The organism is Haematobacter genomosp. 1 (genome assembly GCF_002196855.1).
In the GTDB taxonomy this organism is placed as follows: Bacteria; Pseudomonadota; Alphaproteobacteria; order Rhodobacterales; family Rhodobacteraceae; genus Haematobacter.
The window spans coordinates 1-16,523 of record NZ_NIPW01000027.1 but is presented as its reverse complement, the minus strand read 5'-3'; the positions used below and the strand labels follow the sequence as shown (position 1 = coordinate 16,523).

10 protein-coding genes are annotated in these 16,523 nt (G+C 67.7%); all 10 read left to right on the top strand.

Features of this window, described 5'->3' with window-relative positions:
- The first annotated feature begins 261 nt into the window (after positions 1-261).
- The gene (locus CDV49_RS13620) at positions 262-3,561 is read left to right on the top strand and encodes a carboxyl transferase domain-containing protein (protein ID WP_218821974.1); all 3,300 of its coding nucleotides are present in this window, start codon (positions 262-264) and stop codon (positions 3,559-3,561) included.
- 122 nt (positions 3,562-3,683) lie between these two features.
- The gene (locus CDV49_RS13615) at positions 3,684-4,385 is read left to right on the top strand and encodes a GntR family transcriptional regulator (protein WP_088215979.1); all 702 of its coding nucleotides are present in this window, start codon (positions 3,684-3,686) and stop codon (positions 4,383-4,385) included.
- A 297-nt stretch (positions 4,386-4,682) separates the two neighbouring features.
- Positions 4,683-5,714 (top strand): ABC transporter ATP-binding protein, encoded by a 1,032-nt coding sequence (locus CDV49_RS13610; RefSeq protein ID WP_088215978.1) that lies wholly within the window; start codon positions 4,683-4,685, stop codon positions 5,712-5,714.
- On the top strand, positions 5,711-6,718 hold the full coding sequence (locus CDV49_RS13605) for an ABC transporter ATP-binding protein (RefSeq protein ID WP_088215977.1): 1,008 nt from the start codon (positions 5,711-5,713) through the stop codon (positions 6,716-6,718). Before CDV49_RS13610 ends, CDV49_RS13605 begins: the two co-directional genes overlap by 4 nt.
- Positions 6,719-6,784: 66 nt before the next feature.
- Positions 6,785-8,365 carry an ABC transporter substrate-binding protein gene (locus tag CDV49_RS13600; protein WP_088215976.1) on the top strand — a complete coding sequence of 527 codons (1,581 nt, stop codon included), beginning with the start codon at positions 6,785-6,787 and terminating at the stop codon, positions 8,363-8,365.
- Between the two features lie 33 nt (positions 8,366-8,398).
- Entirely contained in the window at positions 8,399-9,358 is a 960-nt protein-coding gene (locus CDV49_RS13595; protein ID WP_088215975.1) for an ABC transporter permease, read from the top strand.
- A complete protein-coding gene (locus CDV49_RS13590; RefSeq protein WP_088215974.1) occupies positions 9,355-10,230 on the top strand; it encodes an ABC transporter permease in 876 nt (291 codons plus the stop codon). Before CDV49_RS13595 ends, CDV49_RS13590 begins: the two co-directional genes overlap by 4 nt.
- A 122-nt stretch (positions 10,231-10,352) precedes the next feature.
- Positions 10,353-12,086 carry an AMP-binding protein gene (locus tag CDV49_RS13585; protein ID WP_088215973.1) on the top strand — a complete coding sequence of 578 codons (1,734 nt, stop codon included), beginning with the start codon at positions 10,353-10,355 and terminating at the stop codon, positions 12,084-12,086.
- Positions 12,087-12,578: 492 nt separating this feature from the next.
- Positions 12,579-13,511: a hypothetical protein gene (locus CDV49_RS13580; RefSeq protein ID WP_088215972.1), complete on the top strand. Its 933-nt coding sequence runs from the start codon at positions 12,579-12,581 to the stop codon at positions 13,509-13,511.
- Between the two features lie 1,586 nt (positions 13,512-15,097).
- Positions 15,098-16,523: amidase (locus CDV49_RS13575; RefSeq protein WP_143413176.1), on the top strand; the 1,426-nt coding region annotated here is incomplete at its 3' end.

The window sequence follows — 16,523 nt, the reverse complement described above, 5'->3', positions numbered from 1 at the left end:
CAGCTTGACCGACAGGGGGGCAAAGACTAACCTGACAAGTGTCAGTAATTCTCGGTGGAGGCTGAATGGCCCCCGCGCGAACGGCTGACAGGGGGAAGACAGGGGGGTTACATGAGGATCACCGGGCTTAACGTCCCGGTCGGATGAGGCCACGGCCCCCGACCGGAAGCGACCTGCTCCCGCACCCCGGCGCTCCGGCGAACCGGGACCACCAGCCATTTCGAGGAAGCCGACCATGACCATAAATCTTCAGGTGCCCGCATGATGCCCGTGACCCCCGTCCGCAAGCTGCTCGTCGCCAACCGGGGGGAGATCGCGCTGCGCATCTTCCGCACCGCGGCGGAGCTGGGCATCGTGACCGTGGCCGTCTATGCGCCCGATGACCGCGAGAGCCTGCATGTGCGCGGCGCGGATGAGAGCGTGGCGCTTCCGGGCACCGGCGTGCGCGCCTATCTCGACATGGACGCGGTGATCGCGGCGGCGGAGCAGGCGGGCGCGGACGCGATCCATCCGGGCTACGGTTTTCTGGCCGAGAACGCGGAATTCGCCCGCCGGGTGAACGCGGCAGGCATCCGTTTCGTCGGGCCGACGCCGGAGGCGCTCGCGCTGCTGGGCGACAAGATCGCGGCCAAGGCGCGGGCGCGCGAAGTGGGCGTGCCGGTGCTGGAAGGCACGCTGGGGGCCACGTCGCTCGAGGAGGCGCAGAGCTTCTTCGCGGCGCTCCCCGCAGGCGCGGCCATGCTCATCAAGGCCATCGCCGGTGGCGGCGGGCGCGGCATGCGCATCGTCCAGCGGGCGGAAGATGTGGCGGAGGCCTGGCAACGCTGCCGGTCGGAGGCGGAGGCGGCCTTTGGCGATCCGAACGTCTATGTGGAGCAGTTCCTGCCCGCCGCGCGGCATATCGAGGTGCAGATCCTCGGCGACGGCACCGGCGCCTGCGTTCAGCTTGGCGAACGGGAATGCACCCTGCAACGCCGCCATCAGAAGGTGCTGGAAATGGCGCCCAGCCCGTCGCTCTCCGCCGCGGAGCGGGAGACGCTGGCGGAGCGGGCGCTGAAACTGGCCCGGAGCGTCGATTACCGCTCCCTCGGCACGTTCGAGTTCCTGATGGGCGAGGGGCCGGGAGAGCGGCTGTTCTTCATTGAGGCCAACCCGCGCATCCAGGTCGAACACACCGTGACGGAGGAAGTCTTCGGACAGGATCTCGTCGCGCTGCAACTGGGCATCGCGGGCGGGCGGACGCTGGCCTCCCTCGGCATCTCGCAGGAGGGGCTGCGCCCCCGCGGCTATGCGGTGCAGGCGCGGGTCAACATGGAGCATATGGATGCCACGGGCGGCGCGCTGCCCACGGGGGGCGTCATCTCCCGCTATGAACCGCCGAGCGGGCCGGGCGTGCGCGTGGATGGCTTTGCGCGGGCGGGCTACCGGACATCGGCCAGCTATGACAGCCTGCTGGCCAAGGTCATCGTCCATACCACGGCGACGGATCTGTCCGTCGCGCTCCGCAAGGCGGATCGGGCGCTGGCCGAATTCCGTATCGACGGGGTTGAGACGAACATCCCCTGGCTGCGCGCGCTGATCGCGCGGCCGGAGGTGCAGGCCAACGCGGTGACCACGCGCTTCATCGAAGCGCATGCGGCCGAACTCGCGCAGGCGGCGGAAGCCTACGTGCCGGTGGCAGATGCAGCGGATGCCGCCGCCGCCACGGCGCGGACGCCGGAGCTTGTGCTTGAAGGGGCGGAGCCGGTGCGCGCGCCCATGCAGTCCACCGTGGTCTCCATGGATGTGAAGGAAGGCGACGAGGTCCGGGCGGGCCAGCAGCTCGCCATCCTCGAAGCGATGAAGATGGAGCATGTGGTGTCCTCCCCCTGCGCGGCGCGTGTCGTGGCGGTGGGCGCAGGTGCGGGCCAGACGGTGATGTTCGGCGAAATGCTCCTCGCCCTTGAGCCGGCGGACGGCGGGGCAGAGGAACAGGCAAAGGATGCGGCGCTCGACCTCGACCATATCCGCGACGATCTGGCGGAGATGGAGCAGCGCCGCGCCTTCGGCCGGGACGAGAACCGCCCCGACGCGGTGGCCAAGCGGCACCGTCAGGGCAAGCAGACCGCGCGGGAGAACATCGCGCAGATCTGCGACCCGGACACCTTCGTGGAATACGGGGAGCTTGCCATCGCCGCACAGCGGCAACGCCGCCCGCTCGACGATCTGATCCGCAACACGACCGGGGACGGCATGCTGACCGGCCTCGGCACGGTCAACGGCGGTGCCTTCGGCGCGGACCGCGCGCGGTGCGCCTTTGCGGTCGGCGACTATACCGTGCTGGCCGGAACGCAGGGGCAGCGGCATCACCGCAAGCTCGACCGCATCCTGCATGTGGCGCAGCAGTGGAACCTGCCCGTCGTGCTGTTCGCAGAAGGCGGCGGCGGGCGCCCGGGCGACACGGAGCGCGCGACCTACGCCGGGATTTCCAACGGCACCTTCTCCCGTTTCGCCGGGCTGAGCGGGCAGGTGCCGCTGGTCGGCGTGGTGTCCGGGCGGTGCTTTGCCGGGAACGCCGCGCTGCTGGGCTGCTGCGACGTGATCATCGCGGATGAGACGAGCAATATCGGCATGGCCGGTCCGGCGATGATCGAGGGCGGCGGCCTTGGCGTCTATCCGCCCGAGGCGATCGGCCCGATCGACGTGCAGACCGCGAACGGCGTCGTCGATATTCGCGTGAAGGACGAGGCGGAGGCCTGCCGCGTCGTGCGCCAGTATCTCTCCTATTTCCAGGGGGATATCGCGGAGTGGGAGGCCCCCGACCAGCGCCGCCTGCGCCATGTCGTGCCGGAGAACCGCCTGCGCGTGTATGAGGTCCGCGACGCGCTGGAAACCATCGCCGACGTGGGCTCCGTGCTGGAACTGCGCCGCGAGTTCGGCGTGGGCATCGTCACCGCCTTCATCCGCATCGAGGGCAAGCCCTTCGGCGTGATCGCCAACAATCCCAAGCATCTGGGCGGCGCCATTGACGCGGATGCGTCGGACAAGGCCTCACGCTTCATGCAGCTTTGCGACGCGTTCGATATCCCGCTGGTGTCGCTTTGCGATTCACCGGGCTTCATGGTGGGGCCGGAGGCGGAAAAGACCGCGCTCGTGCGGCATGTCTGCCGGATGTATGTGACGGGCCGTTCGATCACCGTGCCGCTGTTCACCGTCGTGCTGCGCAAGTTCTACGGGCTGGGCGCGATGAGCATGGCGGGCGGCGGCACCTACGACAACTTCTTCACCGTCTCCTGGCCCACCGGGGAGTTCGGCCCGATGGGGCTGGAAGGCGCCGTGCGGCTGGGCTTCCGGCGCGAGCTTGATGAGGTGACCGACCCCGAGGAGAAACAGCGCCTCTACGACAGGCTGCTTGAGGAATACCGGGAGCAGGGGAAGGCGATCTCCGTCGCCTCCAGCTTGGAGATCGACGCGGTGATCGACCCGGTGGAGACGCGGGAATGGATCCTCGCAGGACTGCGTTCGGTGAAGCTGCGCCCGCCGCTCTCGGGGCGCAAGCGGCCCTTCGTCGATACCTGGTAGGCCGGGCGGCTGCCACGCTGCCAATTGTTGACAATTGGCAATTGACTTGAGGCGCGATCTGTTGATGCTTCTGAAAGGCGGGTGCGATGCATCCGCCTTTCGGCCTGCGGAGATGATCCACCATGACCTTGACGCTTCTGAGAAGCCCGAAGACCATCCCCGAGCAGATCGCCGATACCTGCGGCGTGATGATCGTGGACGGTCGTTTCACCGCCGGACAGCGGATGGTGGAACAGCAGGTGGCGGAGCAGTTCGGCGTCAGCCGCGGCCCGGTGCGGGAGGCTTTCCGCATCCTGCAGAAACGGCGTCTCATCGACATCACGCCGCGGCGCGGCGCCCATGTGCTGCCGATCTCTCTCGCCTCCATCACCGATCTGTTCAACGTGCGCATGGCGCTGTCCTGCCTTGCCGTCCGCACCTTGGGGGAGCGGGACAGGGAGGAGGAGGCGCTGGAGAGAGTCCGCGCGCGCATTGAGGATTTGGCCCTCATCGCGGCCGATGAGGAAAGCACGCACCTGACCTTCGGGTTCGGAATGACGCGCGCTGTCCACGCGATCTCCAGGGCGAGCGGCAACGACCTCGTGGTGCAGCTCATGCGCGAAATGAATGAGCAGACGCTCTGGACAACGATCTGGCGCAAGCCGCTCGACTACGCCACCACCGCGGCCCGGGAGCGTCGGGCGGCGCAGATGGCCGCTGTCTGGGAGGCAATCGCGGCAGGGGACACGCTGACGGCGGAAGCCCGGCTGCGCATCATTCTGGAGGAAAGCCGGGATGGCGCCCTTGCCCGTCTTGCGGCAACCCGGCGGTTCGAGGCCGTCTAGAGCATCGATCAGACAGTGGCGACGGCATGAAAAAGGGGGTGAGCAATCGCCCCCTTTCTTCGTTCCAGGCGGAATCCTGACAAATGACAGGTTACTGATAGGTATGTTGTTGACAGTTGACGATCCGGGTGTTTCTGTCAGCTGACACGGTATGCGCCGGGGAGGGCGCGCGCCGTCGGGGAGGATTGCCATGCAACGACCGCTGCGACATCTGCCGCCTCCGGCAAATACCCGGAGCAGGCCGGCCCTCGGCCGGACGGCACTGATCCGCGGTCGCGATTGCAGGGGAGGGGGATCATGACCATTGCCTATGCGCAGCCCGATGCCGCGGCGCGTCCGGTTACCGGCAAGGAAGCGGATACACCGCTGCTGAGCGTCGAGGGGGCGAGCATCGCCTTTGGCGCCGTGCAGATCACCAAGGACGTTTCGTTCACCATACAACGCGGCGAACGCGTGGGGCTGGTGGGGGAAAGCGGCTGCGGCAAGTCCGTGACCGGCCTGTCGCTGTTGCGCCTGCTGCCCCGCACCTCCCGGTTGGGTGGCCGCATCATGTTCGAGGGAGAGGACGTCCTGACCATGCCGCCCCGCCGACTGCGGCAGATGCGCGGCAACCGCATGGCGATGATCTTTCAGGAACCGATGAGCGCGCTCGATCCGGTTTTCACCATCGGCGACCAGATCAGCGAGGCGTACCGCCTCCACCGCGACGCGAGCCGGGCGGATGCGCGCACCGCGGCGATCGACGCGCTCCGCGACGTGGGAATCCCTGCGCCGGAGCGGCGGTATGACGAATATCCGCACCAGCTTTCCGGGGGTATGCGCCAGCGGGCGATGATCGCGATGGCGCTGATCTGCCGTCCGAAACTCCTCATCGCCGATGAGCCGACGACCGCGCTGGACGTGACCATTCAGGCGCAGATCATGGACCTGCTGTGCCGCCTGAGCGAGGAGGCCGGGACGGCGCTGCTGTTCATCACCCATGATCTTGGCGTGGTGGCCGAGACCTGCACCCGGATGCTGACGATGTATGCCGGACAGATAGTGGAGGATGCGCCCGTCGATGACGTGCTGCTGAAACCGCGCCATCCCTATACCTCGGGGCTGCTGCGGTCGCTGCCGCGGCTGAATCAGAAGCGGGGGGAACTGGCGTTCATCCCGGGCCGCGTGCCTGCCCCCGCGCAGATGCCGGAGGGATGCCGTTTCCGCGCGCGCTGCGACTTTGCCCGCGCCGGATGCGAGCGGCCGCAGACGCTGGAGCCGTCCGGCCCGGACCGGATGGCCCGCTGCTGGCGGCAGCGCGATCTCGACCTGGAAGGAGCCGTCGCATGAGGGACACCACCATGACAGCGGCACGGGACGCGGTGATCGAGGTCCGCAACCTGCGCATCCGCTTCCCCGTCAACGGCGGCACGGAAACGGTGAAGGCGGTGGACGGGGTCGATTTCTCCGTTCTCGCGGGGGAGACCTTCGGGATCATAGGCGAATCCGGCTCCGGCAAGACCACCATCGGCAGGGCGCTGGCCGGACTGCTCGAGCCGACGGAGGGCGATATCCTCTATGAAGGCGACGATCTCCGCCGCCTGTCGCGCAGGGAATACCGGGAGCGGCGGCGGCGCTATCAGATCATCTTCCAGGATCCGAACGCGTCGCTCAACCCGCGCAAGACCATCCTTGAAAGCCTGATGGAACCGATGGTCATCAAGGGCGGGATGAGCCGGGAGGAGATGCGGCGCAAGGCCATGGAGTCGCTCGACCGCGCGGGGCTTCGCGCCGATCTCGCCGAGCGCTATCCCCATCAGCTTTCGGGCGGGCAGAAGCAGCGGGTGAACATTGCCCGCATCCTGCCGCTGGAGCCGAAATTCGTCGTCTGCGATGAGGTGGTGGCCGCGCTGGACGTGTCGATCCGGGGCGAGATTCTGAACCTGTTCAACACGTTGCAGCGCGACCTTGGCCTGTCCTTCGCCTTCATCGCGCATGATATTTCTGTTGTCGCCCATGTGAGCGACAGGATCGCGGTCACCTATCTGGGCCGGTTCATGGAGCTGGGGAATACGGAGGATGTCATCCACCGGCCCCTTCACCCCTATACCGCCGCGCTGCTTTCGGCCGAGCCGGAGCCGCTGCCCGCCGCGATGCGCACCTCGCGCCGGATGCAGCTCAAGGGGGAAATCCCCAGCCCCATTTCGCCGCCCAGCGGGTGCCGCTTCCGCACGCGCTGCCCCTTCGCGGCGGAGCGCTGCACGGCGGAAGTGCCCGAATGGCGGGAAATGCGGCCCGGACATTTCGTCGCCTGCCATTTCGCGGGCGAACTCGATTTCACGGTCGCCGCCTGAAGGCGGCGGGCCAGAGTCAAACGGTGCCGCCTGAGCGCGGCCGGAGGAGACCGGGGAGGGTGTCCTATGAACTTCACCACTGAGGAACGCCGCAACATCGCCCGGCTGCTTCCCGACATGCGCCGCCGTCAGATCCTGATCGGCATGGGCGCCGCGGCGGCCATAGGCGCCATCGGTCTGCCGGGGGGCTTGCGGGCAGCGACGACCGGCACGCTGACGGTGGCCGCGAATGCCAACCCGTCGAGCCTTGATCCCGCGACGGGCGGCTCCGGCTCCGATCACGTGTTCCTGTTCAACTTCTACGACACGCTGATCGACTGGACGCCCGACACGCTGGAGCCTGTTCCCGGGCTCGCGCGGGCCTTCACCTTCACCGACCCGAAGACGCTGGTGCTGGACCTTCAGGAGGGCGTGACCTTTCACGACGGCACGCCGCTCGATGCCGAGGCAGTGAAGCTCAACCTCGACCGCAGCAGGGAGGCGCAGGTTTCCAACATCCGCGCCGATCTGGAAACGGTGGAGAGCGTGGAAGTGACCGGCCCGCTGCAGGTGACGCTGCACCTCAAGGAGCCCGACAGCGCGCTGCCGCTCATCCTGTCGGACCGTGCGGGCATGATGATTTCCCCCAAGGCGCTCAGCGAAGCCGAGGGGGGCCGCGTGGACCGCGCGCCCGTGGGTGCGGGTCCGTGGAAATTCACTGGCTGGACCGATGGCGAGCGGGTCGCGGGCGAGGCCTATTCCGGCTACTGGCGGCAGGGCGCGCCCGGCGTGGCCAAGATCGAACTGCTGGTGGTGCCCGAACCGACCACCCGGCTCCGCGCCGTTCAGTCGGGGCAGGCGCAGATCTGCTACCAGCTTTCGGAGCGCCAGATCCCCATCATCAAGCGCACGCCCAACCTGACGCTGATGGAAACGCCGACGCTCTATATCTACAACATCTATCTCAACGCCGGGCGCGGGCCGTTGCAGGACCCCCGCGTGCGGCAGGCGCTGAGCCTCGCCATCGACCGGGATGCCTTCCTGCTGGCCACGCAGGCCGGTGTGGGCGAGGCGGCCTATGGTTTTCTGCCCAAGACGCACTGGGCCTATTCGGCGGAGCCTCAGACCCTCAACGCCCATGACCCGGACAGGGCCGCGGCGTTGATGAAGGAGGCGGGTGTCTCCGGGCTGGAACTCGATTTCCGCGGCTATCCCGATCAGGCCTCCGTGCAGCGGCAGGAGGTCATCATGAGCCAGCTTGCCCGGATCGGCGTGAAGGGGCGGTTCACCAACGCGCCGATCGCGGAAGCCTCCGGGCGCTTCTTCGGGCCGGAGAAGATCGGGGACGCGCTGCTCTCCGCCTGGACGGGGCGCCCGGACCCGAGCATGTCCTATGACCTCGTCTTTTCGCAGAATTCCTACTTCAACACCGGCAAGGTCGCGGCTCCCGACGGGTTCGACGCCGCCATCGCCGCCAGCCGCGCCACCGCCGATCAGGCGGAGCGGAAGGCCGCCCTTGCCACGGCGCAGAAGCTCGGGGCGGAGTCCGCCATCTCCATCCCGCTCACCGTCCGCTACGAGGTCGATGCCTACGCCGAGGGCGTGGAAAACTTCACCGCCAACCTGCTCGGCAAGCCGAAGTTCAACGCGGTCACGCGTGTCGGGTGATCCCGACATGCGGCCCAACAGCGGAGGTCGCCCATGCTGACCAAGGTCCACCGCAGGATCATCGTCAACCGGCTCCTGCAATCCATTCCGGTGCTCATCCTCGCCACCTTCATGGTGTTCACGCTGATGAAGCTCCTGCCCGGCGACGTGGCCATCACCCTCGCCGGTGAGAACGCCACCCAGGAACGGATCGAGGAGATCCGCACGCTCTACGGCCTCGACCGGCCGTTCATCGTGCAATACCTGTCCTGGCTCGGCCATGCGGTGACGGGGGATCTTTCGAACTCCCTCCTGTCGGGCGAGGCGGTGCTGGAAACGGTGAAGCGCGTGTTCCCGAACACGCTGTTCATCGTGCTTTACGCCGTCGTCGTGTCCATCCTGGTCGGGGTGCCGCTCGGCATTCTCGCGGCGAGCCGCCCGCGCTCGCGGCTGGACGGGTTCGTGATGACGCTGTCCTCCATCGGGATCGCGCTGCCGAACTTCTGGATCGCGATGATCTTCGTCGCGACCTTCGCCCTGAACCGGATGTGGTTCCCGGCGACGGGCTTTGTCTCGCCGCTCGACAACATCTGGCAGGCGATCTGGTATTCGACGCTGCCGGCGCTGGCGCTCGCCTCCAGCGGGATCGCCGAGGTGTCCCGTCAGCTTCGCAGCTCCCTGACGGAGATCCTGTCCTCGCAATATGTCCGCACCCTCCATGCCAAGGGCCTGTCCCCGGCGGTGATCCTGTGGAAGCACGGTCTGCGCAACGTCAGCGTCAACCTGCTGACCGTGATCAGCCTGCTCATCAACCGCACGCTCGCCGCCACGGTGGTGGTGGAGGTGGTGTTCGCCATCCCCGGCATGGGCAATTCCATCGTCAATGCGGCGCTGCAGCGGGATTTCCCGGTCGTGCAGGGCATCGTGCTCGTGATGGTGGTGACGGTGATCCTCGTGAACCTCGTCACCGACATGCTCTATAGCGTTCTCGATCCGAGGATCAGCCAGAAATGACCGATATTTCCACCACTCCGATGCGGCAGGAAACCCGGTGGAAGCCGGTATGGAACTGGCTGCGCCACGACACCCGGACGCTGCTGTCGGCAATCGCGCTGGCGATCATCGTGGGGGCGGCGTTGCTGGCCCGCTGGATCGCGCCCTACGATCCGACGGCGCAGGACTACATGGCCATTCTGGAGCCGGCGAGCATGACGCATCTGCTCGGCACCGACGACCTTGGCCGCGACATCTTCAGCCGGCTGGTCTATGGCGCTTCCGCCTCCATCTATGCCTCTTTCCTTGCGGTCGGTGTCGCCGCGCTGCTGGGGATCCCGATCGGGCTGATCGCGGGCTATGCGGGCGGCTGGACGGATACGATCATCAGCCGGGTGATCGACACCTTCCTGTCCTTCCCGTCCATCGTGCTCGCCATCGCGGTGACGGGCGCGCTCGGCATCGGGCTAACCAATGCGATGATCTCCGTGGGGATCGTCTTTGCGCCGCAGCTTGCACGGCTCGTCCGGGCGCGGACGCTGGTGCTCCGGCAGGAGCTGTATGTGGACGCCGCGCGCTGCTTCGGGGCATCCACCCCGCGCATCCTGCTTCATCACATCCTGCCCAACGCGATCCAGCCGGTGATCGTGCAGATGACCATGCTGATGGCCGTGGCGCTGCTGGCGGAAGCAAGCCTGAGCTTCCTCGGCCTCGGCATGCAGCCGCCGGATTCGAGCTGGGGCTCCATGCTGGCGCGCGCCTATCTCTACATGGAGATCGCACCCGCCCAGATGTATGCGCCGGGCATCGCCATCCTCGTGACCGCGCTGGCGTTCAACGCTCTCGGCGAGTCGCTGCGCGAGGCGCTGGATCCGACATCCCGCGAGCAGTGAGACGCGCGGGAGGAGGGGGCGGGCGGCCCTCCGGCCCCCCGCATGAGTTGACGCACGGACCCGCCGTGACGCGGGAGCTGCCACCATCCAGCCGAACCGTGCGCCCGAACAAGGGAAATGAGATGCCAAGCACAACGATAGACGAAACCGGATATCTGGCCGATCTGGCCGCGCGACGGGCGAAGTCGTGGCCGAAGGACATACCCGCCGAAATCACCTATCCGCTGGGGGAACGGCCGCTTTCCGACTATCTGCGCCACTGGGGCGATACGCAGGCGGCGGAGACCGCGCTCATCTACTACGGGACGGAGATCACCTGGGGCGAGCTGGACCGGCTGAGCGAGGGGTTCGCCAATCTTCTCAAGGGCCTTGGCATCGGCAAGGGCGACAGGGTGGCGGTCTTCCTGCCCAACTGTCCGCAGTTCCACATCGCGTTCTTCGGCATCCTGAAGCTCGGTGCGGCGCATGTGCCGATCAGCCCGCTCTCCAAGGGCTATGAGCTTGCCTACCACCTCAACGATTCCGGCGCGGAGGTGATCGTCGCGCAAGATACCCTGCTGCCCGTCGTCGATGAGGTGCGGGCGGAAACCCGGCTGCGCAAGGTGTTCGCCACCAGCCTCTCGGAGCTGGTCCCGGAGGAACCCGCCTTCAACGTGCCGGGCTTCGTGCGCCAGCCGCCCGCGCCGATGGCAGGAGCGGAGCCGTTCCTGCCCGCCGTCCGCTCCGCCCCGAAGGAGCGTGTCGGCGGCGCGGATCTGGATGGGGTCGCGGCGCTCAACTATACGGGCGGGACGACGGGCATGCCCAAGGGCTGCGTCCACACACAGCGCGACATGCTCTATACCGGTGCCGCCAACTGGTCCGTCGCCATGGCGGGCGACCGGACACTGATCTTCCTGAGCTACTTCCCCGAATTCTGGATCGCGGGGGAGAATGCGGCGCTGGTGTTTCCGGCAGTGACCGGGCGGCCTCTGGTGCTGCTGTCACGTTGGGATCCGCTGGGTGTGATGCAGGCGGTGGACCGCTACCGGGTGACCAGCATGGCGATGATGGTCGATGGCGCGGTGGAGCTGATGGACCACCCCCGCTTCGGGGAGTTCGACCTGTCCTGCCTGAAACGCCTGCGTGTCACCTCCTTCGTCAAGAAGCTGAACGTGGACTACCGCCAGCGCTGGCGTGAGCTGACCGGCACGACGCTCGCGGAATCGAGCTGGGGGATGACGGAGACGCATACCTCCAACACCTTCACCACCGGCATGCAGGACGACGACTACGATCTGAAGGCGCAGCCGGTGTTCGTCGGTCTGCCGATACCGGGGACGGAGTTCAAGATCTGCGACTTCGACACCGGGGAGATCCTGCCGCCGGATACGGAGGGGGAGATCGTCGTGCGGACACCCGCGCTGCTCAAGGGCTACTGGAACAAGCCGGAGGAGAGCGCTGCCGCGCTGCGGGGCGGATGGCTGCACAGCGGCGATATCGGGGTGATCGACAGCGCGGGGTTCCTGCACTACCTCGGCCGCCGCAAGGAGATGCTGAAGGTCAAGGGCATGAGCATCTTCCCCGTGGAGATCGAGGGCCTGCTGGGCAAGCACCCCGCCGTCGTCGGCAGCGGCGTCATCGGGCGCGACGATGCGGAGAAGGGCCAGGTGCCCGTGGCCTTCGTCGAACTGAAGGAGGAGCACCGGGGCCGCGTTTCTGCCGCGGAGCTTGCGGGCTGGCTGGGCGAGCGTATCGCGGCCTACAAGGTGCCGGAGATCGTGGTGATCGCCGCCCTGCCGCTCACGCCGACGGGCAAGGTCCGCAAGACCGATCTGCCCCAGTTCCTGCCCATGCCCGAACCCGCCGGATCTTGATGGCGGCTCTGGCGATGCCGGTGCTCGCGCCCGGCGGGCGATGGAGCCGTGGCGGGTCTCTGCGTCAACTGTCGAGCGACCGCGACCCGGTGAAGGGGCGTGGCAGTCCGAAGGGGCACGCCAGTCTGAAGGGGCACGCCGGTCTCAACGGGTGTGCCAGCCTGAAAGGGTATGCCAGTCTGAAAGGGCGTGTCCGGCTGCGGCAGGAGGTGAGCGCGCTCCGCCATCCCCTGTGCCGTTCAACGTCTGACCGGAGCCTTTGCCTGCGGAAGCCGCCTCACTTCGCGGCCGTGCTTCGATCTGCGGGACACGACCGCCCGGAGCCCCTGCCTCCGACATTGGGAAAGGCGGCGCGCCGGTATGTCGGCCCCACGGAAACCGGAGGGGGAGCGATCTCTCCATGGCGCCCGGCCCGAGACGCGGCCTCCCGCCCCAGTCCTGCCAGCGGACAGCTCCAGACCAGCCGCCGCGCAACCCTTGCAAGGAGATGAGATGACCAGCCTCTTTCCCACCCCACTGACCGAAACCGATGGTTGGCTGACAGGGCCGCTTCGCGCGCCTGTCCAGATGCTCTCTGCCCAGAACTATGACGGCCACGCCTCCATCCACGATGACCGCGCGGCGCAGACACTGGGCTTCAAGGGCGGCACGATCGAGGGGCCGACCCATTTCAGCCAGTTCGACCCGCTGGCCGTGCGCCTGTTCGGAGACCGCTGGCTGGCGTCGGGCTGTATCTCCGCCCATTTCCGCAACCCCGCGTTCGAGGGTGACCGGCTCCGCGCCATGGCGCGGCAGGTCGCGCCCGACAAGGCCGAGATCCGCATGGAGCGGGAGGACGGGACGGAGATTCTGCGCGGCAGCCTCTCCGTCGGCCCCGATCATCCGGTTTCGGCGCTGGAGGAACGGATGGCGACGCTGCCGCCGCTGGAGGGCGCGCGGATCCTCGCCGATGTGCGGGTGGGGATGCAGACGCCCCGCCGCCCCATTTCCATGGGCTTCGATCAGAACATGGGCCATCTCTACCCGTTCAGCCTGGCCGAGAAGCTGTCCCGCATCACCGAACCGTCGCCGGCCTACCGGGGTGCCGTCGGGACCTGGCGCGAGGCGGTGATCCCTTTCGAGATGTTGAGCGTGCTGTTCTGCTACACCAACAAGCAGGATCCCTTCCCGGTGCGCGGCCCCGCCATCGGCCTGTTCGCGGATCAGGAGATCCGGCTGCTCGACGGCCCGATCTTCGTGGGCGAGCCTCTGGAGGTCGCGCGGGAGGTGGTCGCCCTGTCGGGCAGCCGCAGGACGGAAAGCATGTGGGTCCGCTCCTCCATCTACCGCCCCGGGACGACGGCGCCCGCAGCAACGATGCTGCTGAACCTCGCCAGCCTGAAAGACTCCTACAAGGGCGACGTGGATACGGCTGCCACGGCCTGACGGCATCCATCGCGATAACCGGCTGCCAGCCGCGCGGTATGGGCGAATCCCTTGCTGTGGTGGCGACCGTGTCAGGTACTCCGGCATTCCCGGTAGAAGGACATGCCGGAGTACCTGACATGCCGCTCACCCACCATTTGCTCTGGAACAAGCGGCGTCCAAGCTGCACCGCGGGCGTGATACGCTCCGGGAGAACATCTGCGGGTCCATAGGCCGAACGCGATGTCAAAGCTTTTGGCCACGCGTGCGGGGATGGCGCCGCTGCAGCAATGGCCCCAGCGCATGCTCTTGGCCCGCGCGCGGGATGGTTCAACAGGAAGCACCCGGAATACCCCATAAACGTCCCTCGTGGCCCGCGCGCGGGATGGTTCTTGGATGGGAACGCCAAGGATGCCTCATAGGCTTGGTCCGCGCGTGCGGGGGATGGTCCATCACAAGGCGCCAGCCGCCAGAATACGGAGGTTGGCCCGCACGCTCGTGGGGATGGCACCGCTACGGGAATGGCGCCAGCGCATGGAGCGCTTGGCCCGCGCGCGCTTCGAAATCCATGGCCGTCCTCCCGCTGCCGCGGCTTGGGCCGCACGCGCGTGGGGATGGCCCGGAGCGCGCGGCATTAGATCCTGGCATAGGCAGCTTGGGCCGCACGCGTGGGGATGGGCCTTCTGGCTGGCGGCGTTGGCGGCACGATCCGGTTCGGCCCGTACGCGCGGGGGGGTGGCTGACGTGCATGGATAGCGTATCTTCTGTCTGGCGTTTGGCCGCGCGCGTGAGCATGGCCGACGGACAGGCGCGAGGGGTGGATCTCCAATGGCTTTGACCCGCACGCGCGGGGATGGCGGAGGCCAGGGTCGTGAACCCAAGCTGGCGGGCCCTTTGGCCCGCGCGCGGGGGATGGAGCGCTCTCACCCCGTACGCGGTGTTCTCGACCGCCTGGGCCCTTTGGCCCGCGCGCGGGGGATGGAGCGGGCTGCTCTCACGAGCTGCGGGCCGGTATCGGTATCCCCTTCATGTGCGAGAGATCAGGATGCACGCGGCCACCCTCGGTCATCGCGTGGGATTTCGTACTCGCGCGACGGCGCTGCATGACGGCGCATGACGGCGCTGCATATCGCAGATCATGGAGCCTTCCCGGAAGGAGGAGGCTTCGCCTCGCGCTCGGGGAGTTGTTCCGCGGACCATGCCTTGGGGCATCCGTCGGCTTCGCCTTGGCACGCGGGGAATGCATAGAGTCCGGCTGTTCCGACCCGTCAAAGATTTCCCCTTGCGCGCGCTGGCGGCAAGGCACGTTCCGGCGCGGGAATGCGGATCCCCCTGCGGCCCGACCGCCGCCCTACAGGTCTGCGTTGGAGGGGAAATCGTTCGCAATCTGAAGAATCCACCCGGAAATCCAGCCATTCCGGGCCGATTTACCGCGCATCGGCATGCCACTTCGTCAGCCTCCCAAGGAGGGACCGCTTCCCCCCCGCGCGGCAGCGAGCGGTATATGGCCAGAGCCTTCGCGTCGCCGGGCTGGACGGCGCGGCGGATTCAGGCTCATCTGACACCGGCTACGGCACGCGACCGAAAAGAGAAGGCATCGCATCGACATGGAACTTACCGAACTGTCCGCCACCCGCCTGTCGGCGCTGATCCATGCGCGATCCGTCGCACCCTCCGAGGTGATGGCGGCCTATCTGGCGCGACTCGACAGCGTGAACGGAAGCGTGAACGCCATCGTCTCCCCCCGCGAGCCGGAGGTGCTGATGGCGGAGGCACGGGCGCTGGACGATACGCCGCCGCAGGGATGGCTTCATGGTATTCCCTTCGCGATCAAGGACCTGGCGCTCACCGCAGGGATCCGCACCACCTGGGGTTCACCGCTCCATGCCAGGCATGTTCCGGTGAAGGACGGGCTGCTTGCCCAGCGGATCCGGGCGGCGGGCGCGATCCTGACCGGCAAGACAAACGTGCCCGAATGGGGGCAGGGCAGCCATACGTTCAACCCCGTCCACGGCACGACGCTGAACCCCTACGACCTGTCGCGCAGCGCGGGCGGATCCTCCGGCGGTGCGGCGGCGGCGCTGGCGGCGCGCATGGTCTGGGCGGCGGACGGATCGGACATGATGGGGTCACTGCGCAACCCCGCGGCCTTCTGCAACGTCTATGGCTTCCGCCCGACATGGGGCCTTGTAGCGGATGAGGCGGAGGGGGACGGGTTCTTCTCCACGCTCGCCACCAACGGGCCGATGGCGCGCGACGTGGAGGATCTGGCCCGCCTGCTGACCGTGATCGCGGGCGAGAACCCGGAAAAGCCCTTCCCGCGCCCGAATGCCGACTGGGCCGCGACGCTGGACGGGGGGATCGCCGGACTTCGTATCGGCTGGCTGGGCGACTGGGGCGGGGCCTATGCCATGGAACCCGGCATCCTGCCGCTGTGCGAGGCGGCACTGCGGCAGATGGAAGCGATGGGTGCCCATGTGGAGCCGCTTCCCCCGCCGTTCCCGGCGGAGAAACTGTGGGACTCGTGGATCACCCTTCGGGCCATGCTCTCGGCCGGAAGCAAGGCCGCGCTCGCCAGCGACCCGGAAAAGCGCCGCCTGACCAAGCCGGAAACCATCTGGGAGGTGGAGCGCGGCGCGGGCCTTTCCGCCGTGGCCGCCTATGATGCCAGCGTGGTCCGCAGCCGCTGGTATGCCCATGCGGCGCGGCTGTTCGAGCGGTTCGACCTGCTGGTGCTGCCCTCCGCGCAGGTCTGGCCCTTCCCGGCGGAGTGGCGCTGGCCGGAGACCGTGGCGGGGCGGCAGATGGACACCTATCACCGCTGGATGGAGGTGGTCATCCCCGCGAGCCTTGCGAGCCTGCCCGCCCTCTCTGTCCCCGTGGGCTTCGGCGATGGGGGACTGCCGATGGGGATGCAGCTCATCGGGCGGGCGGGCGCGGATGCGGCGGTGCTGCGCGCGGGCCATGCCTGGCATCTGGCGACCGGCTGGCCTCAGGCGCGGCCGCCCCGTGTGACCGCTGCGCCCGCGCCCG

Coding starts and splice junctions, on each gene's coding strand:
- CDV49_RS13620 (WP_218821974.1), top strand. CDS start 262: ATGATGCCCGTGACCCCCGTCCGCAAGCTGCTCGTCGCCAACCGGGGG.
- CDV49_RS13580 (WP_088215972.1), top strand. CDS start 12,579: ATGACCAGCCTCTTTCCCACCCCACTGACCGAAACCGATGGTTGGCTG.
- CDV49_RS13605 (WP_088215977.1), top strand. CDS start 5,711: ATGAGGGACACCACCATGACAGCGGCACGGGACGCGGTGATCGAGGTC.
- CDV49_RS13585 (WP_088215973.1), top strand. CDS start 10,353: ATGCCAAGCACAACGATAGACGAAACCGGATATCTGGCCGATCTGGCC.
- CDV49_RS13615 (WP_088215979.1), top strand. CDS start 3,684: ATGACCTTGACGCTTCTGAGAAGCCCGAAGACCATCCCCGAGCAGATC.
- CDV49_RS13600 (WP_088215976.1), top strand. CDS start 6,785: ATGAACTTCACCACTGAGGAACGCCGCAACATCGCCCGGCTGCTTCCC.
- CDV49_RS13595 (WP_088215975.1), top strand. CDS start 8,399: ATGCTGACCAAGGTCCACCGCAGGATCATCGTCAACCGGCTCCTGCAA.
- CDV49_RS13610 (WP_088215978.1), top strand. CDS start 4,683: ATGACCATTGCCTATGCGCAGCCCGATGCCGCGGCGCGTCCGGTTACC.
- CDV49_RS13590 (WP_088215974.1), top strand. CDS start 9,355: ATGACCGATATTTCCACCACTCCGATGCGGCAGGAAACCCGGTGGAAG.